General features: G+C 55.4%; 10 protein-coding genes. 2 read left to right on the top strand and 8 right to left on the bottom strand.

The features are described 5' to 3' along the window. The first annotated feature begins 14 nt into the window (after positions 1–14). Complete coding sequence (locus LFL96_RS05065; protein WP_280998739.1) at positions 15–206, top strand: rubredoxin; 192 nt, start codon at positions 15–17, stop codon at positions 204–206. Between the two features lie 97 nt (positions 207–303). Here LFL96_RS05065 and LFL96_RS05060 read toward each other — a convergent pair whose 3' ends face one another. From LFL96_RS05060 to LFL96_RS05045, 4 genes are all read right to left on the bottom strand, one after another. Then, positions 304–831 (bottom strand): hypothetical protein, encoded by a 528-nt coding sequence (locus LFL96_RS05060; protein WP_280998737.1) that lies wholly within the window; start codon positions 829–831, stop codon positions 304–306. A gap of 30 nt (positions 832–861) precedes the next feature. Next, on the bottom strand, positions 862–2,916 hold the full coding sequence (locus LFL96_RS05055) for an alkyl sulfatase dimerization domain-containing protein (protein ID WP_280998735.1): 2,055 nt from the start codon (positions 2,914–2,916) through the stop codon (positions 862–864). Positions 2,917–3,541: 625 nt separating this feature from the next. Then, positions 3,542–4,729, bottom strand: a complete 1,188-nt coding sequence (locus LFL96_RS05050; protein WP_280998733.1) for a hypothetical protein — start codon at positions 4,727–4,729, stop codon at positions 3,542–3,544. A 73-nt stretch (positions 4,730–4,802) separates the two neighbouring features. Then, complete coding sequence (locus tag LFL96_RS05045; protein ID WP_280998731.1) at positions 4,803–5,585, bottom strand: hypothetical protein; 783 nt, start codon at positions 5,583–5,585, stop codon at positions 4,803–4,805. 488 nt (positions 5,586–6,073) lie between these two features. On the opposite strand from LFL96_RS05045, the gene LFL96_RS05040 reads away from it, so the two are divergent. Beyond that, on the top strand, positions 6,074–7,420 hold the full coding sequence (locus LFL96_RS05040) for an STAS-like domain-containing protein (protein WP_280998729.1): 1,347 nt from the start codon (positions 6,074–6,076) through the stop codon (positions 7,418–7,420). Between the two features lie 185 nt (positions 7,421–7,605). Here the strand turns inward: LFL96_RS05040 and LFL96_RS05035 are convergent, their stop codons facing one another. The 4 genes from LFL96_RS05035 to LFL96_RS05020 all read right to left on the bottom strand — a co-directional run bounded on the left by LFL96_RS05035 (position 7,606) and on the right by LFL96_RS05020 (position 12,789). Then, complete coding sequence (locus LFL96_RS05035; protein ID WP_280998727.1) at positions 7,606–8,448, bottom strand: hypothetical protein; 843 nt, start codon at positions 8,446–8,448, stop codon at positions 7,606–7,608. Positions 8,449–8,788: 340 nt separating this feature from the next. After that, on the bottom strand, positions 8,789–9,040 hold the full coding sequence (locus LFL96_RS05030; protein ID WP_280998725.1) for a PAAR domain-containing protein: 252 nt from the start codon (positions 9,038–9,040) through the stop codon (positions 8,789–8,791). Next, complete coding sequence (locus tag LFL96_RS05025; RefSeq protein ID WP_280998723.1) at positions 9,033–9,677, bottom strand: hypothetical protein; 645 nt, start codon at positions 9,675–9,677, stop codon at positions 9,033–9,035. The genes LFL96_RS05030 and LFL96_RS05025 overlap by 8 nt, the downstream gene beginning before the upstream one ends. Continuing rightward, a complete protein-coding gene (locus LFL96_RS05020) occupies positions 9,655–12,789 on the bottom strand; it encodes a lytic transglycosylase domain-containing protein (protein WP_280998721.1) in 3,135 nt (1,044 codons plus the stop codon). Before LFL96_RS05020 ends, LFL96_RS05025 begins: the two co-directional genes overlap by 23 nt. Positions 12,790–12,816 lie beyond the last annotated feature (27 nt).

The following is a 12,816-nucleotide window of genomic DNA, read 5'->3' as shown; positions in this document are numbered from 1 at the left end:
GAGAGAAGAGTGTCGTGAGCGAAGTAATCGAAGTAACCGAATTCAAGAGCTGGGTCTGCCTGATTTGCGGCTGGATCTACAACGAGGAAGAAGGCCTGCCCGAGGAAGGCATCGCGCCGGGCACGCGCTTCGCCGCGATTCCGGAAGACTGGCGCTGCCCGCTGTGCGATGTGGGTAAGGCGGAGTTCGCGGTAGTGGAGTTTTAAGCGGTTGAGGTTGCGAGGTTGCGAGGTTGCGACCAGATCGCTTCTGCCAAGGTTGTGTGAACGGTCCGGCGAGGAAACTCGTCGGACCGTTTTTGTTTCAGAGCGGCGCGTCGACATGCGCCCCGCACGCTCGACGCAACACATCGACGATGGCCTGCGCGGCGACATCGTCTGCGTCGAGCATCACCAGACGTTCATGCATCGCATGGTCCAACTCGACACGCCCATCGAGAATCGCGCTGATCGTCGCCTGGGCGGCGATCAGCGTGATGTCCCGCTCGGCCTGATTGTCCGGGAAGACCTCCGGTATCTCCGGCACGATGTCGGGATCGAAGCCGCTTTCGGTCGCGTGAAAAAACCCCCAGGTCCCGCTGTCGACGAGCAGGACATAAAAGTCCGGCAGCCCGGCCAGTTGCGCCGGCGGCACCGACGTCTCCATCCGGCTTTGCAACTGGCCGAGCGTGTCGATCGCGACGACCCGCATTTTCATGCTGCCGAGCGCGCCGTCGAACACCTGCTCCGGCAAAACGCCGGCTTCGACCGCTTCGCGGGTCGCGACGGCGACCGTGAGCGCATGCGGATGGCTCACATTGAATTCGATCTTGAAATCGCAGATCGCGCACATGACGGGTTCCCTGTCCGATCGCCAAGGCCTTTACGGCGTGACGATGTTGAACCAGAACTCGAAGTTATCGAGCCACGTCACAAACTCGCCGAGCTTTTGCGTATTGCCGGTGATTTTCGCTTTGCCGGCCATCACCTGCTTTTCCATCGTCGACGTCCCCATCATGACTTCGTTCAGATCGGTGCGCGCGATCGAGATCGACGCGTCCGCCGAACTGGATGCGTGGCCTTTCGAATAGTGCAGCGCCGAGTTCTCGACACCGACCACGAACGTCTCGCTGGTGTCGGTCAAGGTCAGATTGAACGAGATCGTCTTGCCGGCCGCCTTCTCCGCGTTTAGCCGTACGCCCTGAAAATCGAGGAACATCTCGAGCGGCATCGCCTTGATCGTATCGGGGCTTTGCGAACTGCCGAACGGGACACGATGCACACCGTTGCGCAGTTCCATCGCCCCCGTCAGATAGAAATTGCGCCAGCTCGCCGATTCCGCCTGGTAGCCGAGTTGCTCGTACGCATCGGCCAGCAGGTGTTTCGCCGCCGTATTGCCCGGGTCGGCGAACACGACATGGTTGACGCTCTCCGCCACCCAACGGTACTCGCCGCGATCGTAGTACGGCTTTGCCTTTTGCAGCACGGCAGGCGCACCGCCCATGAATTCGACGTAGCGTTTGGCGTTTTCCACGGGCGGCAACCGATGCAGATTCGCCGGCACGCCGTCGAAGAAACCAAGACGCAGATTGTATTGGGCGACGAGATCGTGAAAGACCGTGCCGTAATAGCTTCGGCAGTGCCAGAGTTTGGCGAGGCTATCGGGCAGTCGCAACGATTCCGCGATCTCCAGCGGCGTGTAGCCGGTATTGGCGAGACGCATCGTCTGATCGTGCAGATAGCGATACAGGTCGCGCTGCGTGCGCAGGAACGCGAGAATTCGCTGGTTTCCCCACGTCGGCCAGTAGTGCGATGCGAACAGCACTTCCGCGTCGCTGCCGAACATGTCGATCGCCGCGTGCAGGTACTTCGACCAGAGCAACGCGTCGCGCACCTTCGCGCCGCGCAGCGTGTAGAGATTGTGCAGCGTGTGAGTGGCGTCTTCAGCCGCGCAGAAGGCCTTGTACTTCGGGACGTAAAACATGAATTCCGAGGGCGCCTCCGATTCCGGCGCCATCAGCACGACGATTTCGACGCCGTCGAGGACCATCTTCTGCCCGGTGGTCGTGGCGAAATCAGTCGGTGTGAGTAGCGTGATCGCGCCAATGGAGGTGGTCTTGCCAAGCCCGCCATCGACCACGCCAACCGGGCTGCGCGGCAGCAGATTGCCGTACATGTATGCCGCGCGACGGCTCATGGCATTGCCGGCAATCACGTTTTCGCCGACAGCCGCTTCGGTGAAGCCCGCTGGCGCAACGATCTTTATCTTTCCCGCTTTGAGATCCGCTTCATCGACGATGCCGCGCACGCCACCGTAGTGATCCGCGTGGCTGTGGGTGTAGATCACATGCGTGATCGGCTTGTCGCCGAGATGAGGGACCACCAGCTGTTTCCAGACTACCGACGATACATCGGCCGTCATCAGCGGGTCGACGACAATCCAGCCCGTGTCGCCACGGATGATGCTCATCACCGAAAGATCGTAGCCGCGAACCTGCCAGATGCCGTCGACGACTTCGAACAGGCCGTGATTCATGTTGAGCTTGGCGTTACGCCAGAGGCTCGGATTGACGGTATCGGGGGCGTTGTTTTCCGGACCGCCGGTGATAAAGGCGAACTGGCCGAGATCCCAGGCCGCGCCGCCTTTCGAGCTGGGAATGACGCCGGGATCGGGTAGCGTCGCGATGAGTCCGCGCTTCGCATCGTCGAAATCCGCCGTATCGCTGAACGGAAGCTGATTGGCGTAACGCGCGTTCGCCTGACGCGTGGCGTCTGTGGGCGGCTTCGCGCCTGTTCCGCTGGGATGAGTCGGGGTACTGGTCTGGGCAAAGCCATCTGCCGTGACAGCACCCACCCCCGCGGCAATACCCACGGTGGCGACATTTTTCAGGAAATCCCTGCGCTTGCCTGGCACTGCACGATTTGCTTCGTCCATCATCGGCTCCTCCGGTTTGTGCTGCCACTCATTGAGAGAACAAGCTCATACCGCTAATGCCGACGCTGAACTCGACGTCCAGTAGAAACCCTTATTCCTATTGATAATTCATAACCCGGGCAAAGTAAACCACGCGATCCTGGGCAAAACCGCCGCAGGTGGCGGGAGCGGGCGTTAATATCCGTTCGAACGTTTTGCTATACTCTGCCCTCGCTGCAAGGTCCCTCTCCCTGTAGTTCAGGGGGTGGAATGACAACCGAAATGCCCGCCGGATAGCGCGCATCAACAGTGCTGTAGCATTTCTGTAGCATCGCAGATTAAGGTCGGCAATGCGGGCTTGTTCGTCACTTATCACTGCAGCATACGTTCCCGATATAGTCGGACCACCGCCCGGCCTGACGAGGCTGCCCGCCCCAAACTACGCTATAACTGCGCCGCCGAAATCCGCGGCAGGCCGCTGTCGCCGCTGAGCAGTCAGCCATCTCAGCTGAAAGCAGCCGTTCAATTACAAAGCAACCTTACATCGCACTTATGGCTACCTCTGCTACCGCTCCAGCCATCGGATATCCCGTGACTAATTCGGCGCAGTGCAATCACACAATAAGCAGAATTCTCGCGATCAAACCATTCAATTGCCGCGAACAAACGGATCGAGCCTTTTAGCTACAAAGTGGTTTGGTCGCCATCCTCCTAGCAGTCTTTCGACGAGGAATGTGTCAGCTAGGCTGGTCAATACCCCGGCCACTGGGTTCGCAAAGCCCGCCCCGGTCGTCAAAGCATATCGAAGTGTTTTTCCCTTGATGCCTTGGATCTGGCCTTCGGACGTAATTGCTTTGATGTATGCTGAGACTAAATTTTCATCAACGTTCACCGAGGAAATCCAGTTCTTGAATCGGCGAGCACTGGTCAACAACTGTAGAAACTCATCAAATGACCGTTCTCCCGAGTCTATGCATTCAGCTAAACTCGGCGCATCAGGTAGGATGACATCCACGAACTCTTGTTGGGAATCGGCGTGTTCCTCTGCACTCTGGAGCAGTTCGGCGCATCGAAGACGGATGAGAGCCGAGGCGACCTCGGAAGCCATGAAGTCACCACTATAGTGAGATGCCATCGCCAAATCTGCTCGCGCCTCGAGAATCGTGGTTAATAGGCTCGCCATCGTCACTGCGTCTTGCGATGGCACCTTAGCGCTACGATACGCGTTGATTTTCCTAAAATCGATGTTCGTAAAGACACACACTCCATTAGGTGCGCGAATGAGGTCGATGCTCAGCGGTTCATTGTTATTAAAATACTGATCGTCGGCGTGTATAACTGCTTGGCGAATTGCGATTTGCATATAGATATTGTCGCCGAGATCCATTCGAGCCGCCTCGATGATACCTCCCTTGACGAAGTGGTTTCCCGAAAGCTTTCGTGCGACGACCTTGCTCACAAACCATAAAGAGAACCTTCGTGCGTCTTTGGGTGCAAATCCCTTGCGCTCTAGTTGTAAAACTATTCGATCGTATGGCGTCGGCAATTGGCCGTTTTCGTGCCCGGTAAACGTTGCCGCAGCGAAGTCGTGAAACTCAGTTACCCCTACTTTATTGGTGAACGTGCCAATCGTTTCTTCACAAAATACAACGCTCAATTGTGGTAGTTCGAGAAGGGCTTTTAGGGGCGCCAGACCAACTTGCTGCGCCAGCCCCATTAGTGTGCCAGGGTCTAGGACAAGGTGGACGCTCTGATAGTAAAGGAGCGCCTCCGCGATCTGGCCTGCCGTTACCAAACTTCCGTTTTCCGCCCGCCTGAGGACGACTCTGTCGAACATGTTCGTTTCCTTCGCTCAAATTGCAGCCAAATTGTTGCATCCGGGACGAGTGCGAACCATACGCGGCCCGAGTTCAAGCTCCTTCAGAACGAAAAGAGCTAAAAGCGTCGGGGTCGCTTTGTCCGTCCGGAAGGGGATCAAACAGCATGGGCTCTCTTGTGTAGTCAAAATCGAATGTGCGCTCGACCACGCGCATATCCGTCGCGCTAATGCTGACACGAACTTGTCCGTATCCCCATTTCCCCGACGCACCGGCGAGCATGCCCGGCTGGATCGCCGGATACGGCCAGTTGAAGACTGTGACAAGTCGCTCGTCGCCGGGGTGTAGATCTGTCTTTTGTGTCTTCGTCATCTCAAATTGCCCGGCAGATGGGCTGTTTCTCAACTCCCCAGTCAATTCACTCACCACTTCGACGTCTCGGAGTGTACGTCCGCCAGTATTCCGGATCGCAACGGCGTACCGATAGTAGTTGTGACTGACCGTATTGTCGGGTTTCATAACAGCCTCAATTGACCAAAAGCGGCGTTGGCGATTGGTTGTATCAAAGATGATTTCAATGGGAGACGGCGCTTCGTAAATTGACAAACGTGCTTTGTCTTTCGACGATGAGCGGTACGAGGCCTCATACACCCACGCAAGCAGAAGAGCGAGCGTAATAGTTGCCCATGTTGGTAACGGCCAATGCGGGACTAGGCTGACCAGTTTCCATCGAGTCTCATCGGCCGGCCGCCAAAACTCGTCGCGGACAAATGGAAACGCAGTCAATACGAACCAGGACAACCCCACCCATTTTCCCCATAGCCCCTCGGCCCAAAGCGACTTCAGGTGGTCCTTCCGGGTCTGCTGGATCGTCATGATGGGTCCGTGTGAGAAGGTCTGCGGAAAGTATATAAGGGTCGGGCCGTCATTTGGATTTGGCGGATACCGGAATAATGGCAGCGAGCGCGAACTTGGCGGCTTATGCCCATCGGATTCGCGACCGTGCGCAACGATTGCCGTCCATCGAGTGCACGTGGCTGAGAGACCACCGCGACGTTTCTCATCCGCGCAACGAGTGGGCACGGGAGTTGTGACGGCTGCTGAGGATCCTTCCTTGTGCGTTGTCGACGATTTGTATGCTCGCATCGACCGTCTCTTACGGGCCGATTCCTGTCTCATGCATGCAGCATGGAATCGCGCGAATCTGAAACTGCCGCGACCGACGGCACGCGACCCTGAAGAGACATTCGCACCATCGACCAACGGCAGTCAGCTTCCCGCTGCAATGCGGACCGTCGCAAAAGTATCCTCGCCGCCCGGGAATCTGCAATACTAGGGACAATTACTGCTCATCGATCAACGAAATGGCATCGACACTAAAAGACCAGTTGTACGGGGTGCGCCGAAAAATTAAACAAACGGCGAAACGCCAAATCAAAATTCCCGCGGAATTTACGTTCAACCGTGGTGGAGTTAAGTATTTTGATCAAGTGCTAAAAATACTCGATTGGAACATAAAAAATGTTCCCGTCGAAATCGACTTTACGGAATGTAGAAGCGCCAATTATCAGGCAGTTGCCTTGTTGATTCCGTATTGCTGGAAACTCAAACAACAGGGCTGCACAATATCATTTAAGCTTGAAAACGATGGCAATCAGAATGGAAGTCGCGTGTGGAGCATGATGGGGGCTCATGGTTTATTTGCCGTAACGACCGACCCGAAGACCAATTTCAAGAGCAATGAGCACAAGCCGTTATTTGCAATCCGCAATTCTGACGATTTTAAATTGGGGCTTGCAACTGCCGACGAATTCACTGCAGGTTTCGGGGTTGAATATCAAAAGACGTTGCGGTACGTCTTATCTGAGCTGCTGTATAACCTCCTGGAGCACGGTAAGTCGGATTTTTCTTGGAAAGGGCATCGGTATCCTACTCCCGGCGCTCTTCAGTTTACGTGGTATGAGAAAGTAAATGAGCTGCATTTTATCGTGGCAGATATTGGTGTAGGTGTTAAAGCTCACCTATCTCAGGGTTACCCGGGATTGGCGACGGATGAAGAGGCGCTGCGCCTAGCTGTCCAGCCAGAAATATCCGGCACGTTCGGCAAACAGGACCCCTACTCAAACAGAAACAATGCCGGCATGGGATTGTTTCTGTCGTCAAACATCATTCGCAGGCTTAGGGCCGACATGCATCTAATCTCGGGAAATGGCGTCCTGCATATTTCTCCGGTCGACACCACAGGGAGAACGTTGGACACTGCTTGGCCCGGGACATTTGCCTTGGTCACCGTGCGACTTGATAGAGGGACGGAGTTTGCGCTAGACGCGATGATGAGTGACTTCCGTGCGCAAGCCCGGGCAGAAGTGAAGGCTCGGAGCGATGCGAACGAAGAAAATCGGCATTATCTCAGTATATATAATTATTTCGGGCGCTACGCTGACGACAAACAGGCGGCTATATCTTACCGAGACAAACATTTACTCCCAGCTGTAGCGGAAGGAAAAACCATTCTTGTGGATTTTAATGACGTAGAAACCTCGACTCACAGCTTCTTAAACGCTCTGTTCGCATCTCCAATCCGGCGCATGGGTCTGCGCGCCTACAAGCGTATACGAGTCATTAATGCGTCAAAAGATATTCGGGAGACAATTGATTACGTCCTCGATGATAATACCGGGGACGGAGCGGACGATGAGAAGTACGAGTAACTGAACCGCACTACGCTACCACGGTAAAGACTGTCGGCATCGACTTACCGGCCGCGCTCGTCAGAGAGGCCGCTGACGGCTTTGTCACGCACGCGGGCTCCGAAGGTCAAAGCCAAGCGTGCGGCGAGACGATGTCGCAGCATTGATTGGTCGGAAGCTTTGCTTCGTGCCAGTAGACGGCAATTTTAGCTCGCTTGACGAACGCTAAGTGCGTTCGTGACTGCGTCGCGGTACTCGCCTGCGAACATGTCCAACAACTGATCCGCAGAAGCTTGAGCTCGACTCGCGAAATCACCCAATGCGTTAGATGTCACAACGTGGATTATTGTGTGCCCAGCTCCAAGCAACGGGTTCCGCCAAACCAGCACCCCCTCAATGATTTCCTGCAGCGAAATCGACCCGTCTGCCTCAAGCTTCGCTGCAAAGAGGCGCGAATTGGTGACCACGACAGGAAAAATGATTTCCAGAAAATGAACCTCGCCTCGTGCGCCGATTTGACTGTCTGGTTCATTGGCGCGTGCTGCTGAAGCGTTTGCCACCGCACTCGCCGCTGCATAACAAACGTCGTTACCTGAGGTAAATGCTTGGGTGATGCTATATCCGGGTTCGGGCGGCAATTGAAAGAGGCTGATTTCTTGGACCTTCTTCTTCCGGCCGAGATTTTTGAGTGCTATCCGCCCAAGCCGTGAGGCTGCGCGTTGAACAACGCGCGCTGGACCTGCAAGGCCGACATCCTCAGATACAAACAAAATCCACGGCTTATCCTTTGATTCTTTACACTCGGTCATCAAACAAACCCGCACGATAACGTCGTCCAAATCACGCTGCCACGATGCGACGACGTCGACCTCTCGATTCTCCGCTGTTTTTAGGTCAACGTAATAGTCGGATTGAATGACGCGAGCGCCTCTCTGTTGAAAAGTTTGAGCCACGAGCATTTCAAGAGGATAGCCCTGCGTCTCAAGCCATCGTGTCAGGCGCGTTTCCAAATTATCGATCTTGTCGTCTTCTATTTTTTCTTTGGCCATTTTCACCCCGGCGGCTACCTTTTAATTCCCGCAAGGCATCCTGCCCGCAGGTCGTCCAAACGCATCGTATTTTAAGCAAAATTTCAAGCCAAGTTGAACGATCTCTGCGCGACAAGCGTGTCGACCTGTCGGGTCATGTCGCAGTGGTGCGCCCCCTCCGGTGGTGTCGGTGGAAGCGCCTTTGTCTGCTTTCGCGAAATAACAGCCAACGGAGTGTCAACGATGCCGATGCGGCCAGTGTCGGAAGTTGGCCGCCAAGCGTCGGTCGTGTCCACTCGCGCTTTCTGCGATTTGCTCTACCGGATGCCTTGGTGCCAAGATTGCTGTTGATGCCGGCCAGCTATACCAAGCTTGAAATCAAGCGACAGCCACAGGTGGCCCGGTGCCCGTGACGGGCAATTGGGACGCCATCATCGGTCATCAACGTGTCACCTTCCTCGATCACATTGGACGAGACGTCGGGGTGTCGCGGGCAGGATACCCGATCGCCCTTGCGAGCGACGAAGCGCCCATCAAAGCGCATCGTCGTAGACCCCGTTTCAACCTTGCCGCCGTGGTCGGTGTCATCACCGACGCGGATCAGATCAATCACTATTCTTCTCTTGTTCGACAGGTAGCACAGAAGTGAAAATTTTCCGCGCGGACTTGATTTTTTCCTGCTTTAATTTTCCTGAATAGAAATCCGAATCCCCAGGTTTTACGTACTTGTTTTCAATTTCGATCTGCAGGGGCGAGTTGTCCTTAACTTTCAGGTATGCAACGTCGTAACAATAACTTCCGTTGCGAGGGACCTTGTTGAGCAGCAGGAAATCAGATGAATTGAGCTTCTCCATGCTCGCCGGGGCACAAAGCGGTTTAGACGAAAACTGATCAGGGATTTCAATGTTTGGATTTGAGGCAATTGCTACCATGTCAACGTAACGACCAAAATTCAAACCAACAACACTACTCTTCGATACGACGTACGCATTGTTATCTTCGGCAGTATCCTTACTATTACACACCATCAGCATAGTGCCTTGGGTCTTTCGCCATGCGATCGTCATCGTGTCACTGTCGCAAAGATTAGTAGCCGACGTTCCTTTCAGGAAAATTTGCCCAGCACAAACTCCGTAAGAATTGCAGCCGGTCCGCACAAAATTTTTTGCGTCAAGAGTTCCGCTTGCTAAGGCAGTCGTTGAGGCCACGGCAAAAATAAACAGTGGGCTAAATTTTGCAAACATTTGCATGACCGTCCTTGGCTAGAAGTTGAAAATTTGGGTTATCTCGACTCTGCGTTACCCCATTTGCGGTGTAGGTGTACGTTTGATGCTGCAAAATACCTACTCGGCGACTCATACAGTCCGAGACATACTGATGCCTAGCTGTAAGTGCTCGCTCTTCGACCGCGATTCTTACTAGCGCTTCTTGAGTCGCAGGGTGTTCGCGAGCAACCCTCTCAATGATAGCAGTACGCGCAGAATCCAACGTTTGCTGTTGAACTGAAAGATCAAAAAAAGCGCAATATGTCTGCAATTCGACTGTCTTCATCAAATCAGGTGAGAGACCGCGCAAAAAGTTAACCATGGGTATCACAAGGGCGTGCCGCTGCGCGGATGCAACCTCAACTTGTATTTGTTGAAACGTTGGCACATCGCCCAGTTTCTCAAAAAAACTCTTCCATCCGGCGGTGCTCGACTGAAATGATAGGGCCCAACTCATCAGTGATGCATTGCCACCATTCAGCGCATTTATGAATTGGTCATAGTTCCCGGATGCCGGAAATGAATTTTTAAATGAAACCGGATCTGCATCTTTCATCTTCGATAGCAGTGGTCCGAGCGTGCCACTCCCAGCATTCCATTGAATGAGACCGTATGATATTCCCATGCCGTCAAAATTTCCGGCGACAGCCTTATAGTTCATCGGCTTACCACCCTCAAATCCAGAGGTAATGGAAAGAGCAATAAACTGGGCTTTCGGCAGGGGGATGCAATCACCAGCCAAGAAATTTCCGATCAACCCAACCGGATGAAAATGCCATGGCGTCGGCTCCTTCGGGAAACCTTCCACTGCCGTCACCTGTTCCCACCATTGCAGCTTCGAAATCCGCCCTAGTTCGGCCTTCCACAGCCACAGCAGTTCCTTCATCAGCGGATTGAGGTCTTCCCACTTGCCGGGGCCACCACCCCATTCGCTTTCACAGCGCACGACTAAATGCGATAGCGCCTCCGCGAGCCACGGCACCTGCTGCGCCGCCTTCAGTTCCTGCGCGGTGATCGTGCCGTCGTGGTTCGTGTCAATTGCCTTTTCGAGCTTCGTGATGAGTTCGCCCGCGTTCACCAGCGACATGCTTGGCTCGAACTCCGACTTGTCCTCGCCTTCGATCAACTGTTGCGTCACATACAGGTAACGCTTGAGCATGTCGACCGGCTTCGTGCTGCTGCTGTCGACCAGATCGAAGCCAGGCCAATCCCACGGCCCGCACAGGCGCGCGGGTGGATGCCCTGTGTCACACACCCAGCCCTGCCGTGTCGCGCCGTCCTTCGTGCCGATGGTGATATTCCACCACTGCTGCGGCGGTTTGCTGTCATCCTTGGCAACGTTCTCGGGGCCGAGCTTGTCAAGATCGACTCGACGAAAAACATCCCGGAAATCCGCGCCCGGTCCTTTTGCGTTGGCGAGCTTTAAAGGAAAGTCCTTCCAGCCCTTGACGACCGCAGTCGTCACCGTATTTGCCAAACTGGCCTCAACCCACAATGGCGTCCCGAAATTGTCGAGTACGGGTGCCGGATGATGGCCGCCGTGATGTCCGCTATGGCTACCCTGATGAGGTTGAGTGGATGCTGCTTGCGTCGTCGACTGGTGTGGCACTTTCGGCTGCACCTTGACCCAGCGCGAACCCTTAGCGTCGCCGACTGCCACCAGATGCAGACTGGGCTGCGTTGATGTAGGCGTCAGCGTCTGGTCCGGTTCAGGCAGTTCCGTCACCAGCAGCGCGCCCGGCATTATTTCCAGAAGTGTCTTCGCCTGTGCCGCGGGCGACTGTTTCACCCGATCCCTGCTCCTGTCGATGAACGCCGGCAGGTCCGGTCCAGCAAACGTCTCCAGATGCAACATCGGATGCGTGCGTCCCGGCGGCAACGAACTTGAATCGGTGTAATCCTGATACTGGCCGAGGTAGCCGATCACGTCGCCCGCCTTCACGGCAACGGGAGTTTTCAGCACCACGACCTGATCGAGCGGTTTGGGGTCGACGATGACATCCAGTTCCGCCATGTTAATCCAGCCATACGGAGCGTGCGGCGACGCTGGCTGACCCGCAACGGCACCCACCGGCGCGCCGCTTTTAATCTTCTCTATCTTTGCCCAGCCAGGTTTGTCGGATTTTTCCGTTGCAGAGACGGTCAATTCCGATCCCATCGGGAGCAATCCAATGATCTTGCCACCGGCCAGGTCATACACGCCAATACCGGAAACAGGTGACGGTGGCGGAGCGTTATTGGCATCGTCCGACTGAGCAGGCAGCGTGAAATTGTTCTGTATCAAACTTCCGATCGGATCGTCGACGTTCTGCGGGTGCTGCGGTGCCTTCGGTTTCGGCACTTTCTGCTTACCCTTTGCCTTTGAACCGACCCGGTAGTACCGATCGCCTTCCCAGAACGGCATCGGTTCGATGCGGGGCGCGTTCTTGTCAATGGGAGCCTCCTTCGCCGCTTCCATCGCCATTTCATATCCGACCCAATCCAGCAGATGCATGTACAGGCTGAAAAACACCAGCGTGTCGGCGGCGGGTGCCTGCGGCGGTTGCGCAGGCGCGACCGGCGTGCTCGCGGCAGCCGGCGCGCTCGCTGTACTGACGGCAGAAGCCGGGCCGACAGGCGTACTGGACGCAGCACCCGGCGCGCTGGCTGCGGTCGGTGAGGTCGCATCCTGTTTCGGTTGCGGCGGCATTTGCAGCTTGTGACGGATCAGCACGAAACCCGTCGAATACAGCGCCGAGCGTTTGTCCTGATATTGAAGTTCGGGGTATTGGTGATCGAGCCGGTATGCGACGACTTCGCCGTCCGCAATCGCGCGGACGCCGACATCCTGTTTCAGCGCATTGCCAGTTTTTCCATCGAAATGTATCCCGCCATGCCACAGACCATTTGCGCCAAGCGGATAGAAGCCGTTCTGTGCATTGCCGAGCGCCTTCATGTATGTCATCGGGTCGGCTGGATCATCCTTGCCAGCGGGCGCAAACGGAAAGCTGAAAGCCAGCGGTTTGTAGGGCGGTGCAGCAGGCGTGGCGGGCGTCGCCGCGGCCTGCTGCGGATGCGCGGGATGCGAAGGATGTGTGCCGTGGTGTGAATTGCTCATGGGAGTTCATTCCCGTTGTGATTCGTA

The sequence above is a fragment of the Paraburkholderia sp. D15 genome (assembly GCF_029910215.1).
In the GTDB taxonomy this organism is placed as follows: domain Bacteria; phylum Pseudomonadota; class Gammaproteobacteria; order Burkholderiales; family Burkholderiaceae; genus Paraburkholderia.
Note: the sequence above shows the minus strand (reverse complement) of the source record. Positions and strands in the feature narration are given on the sequence as shown.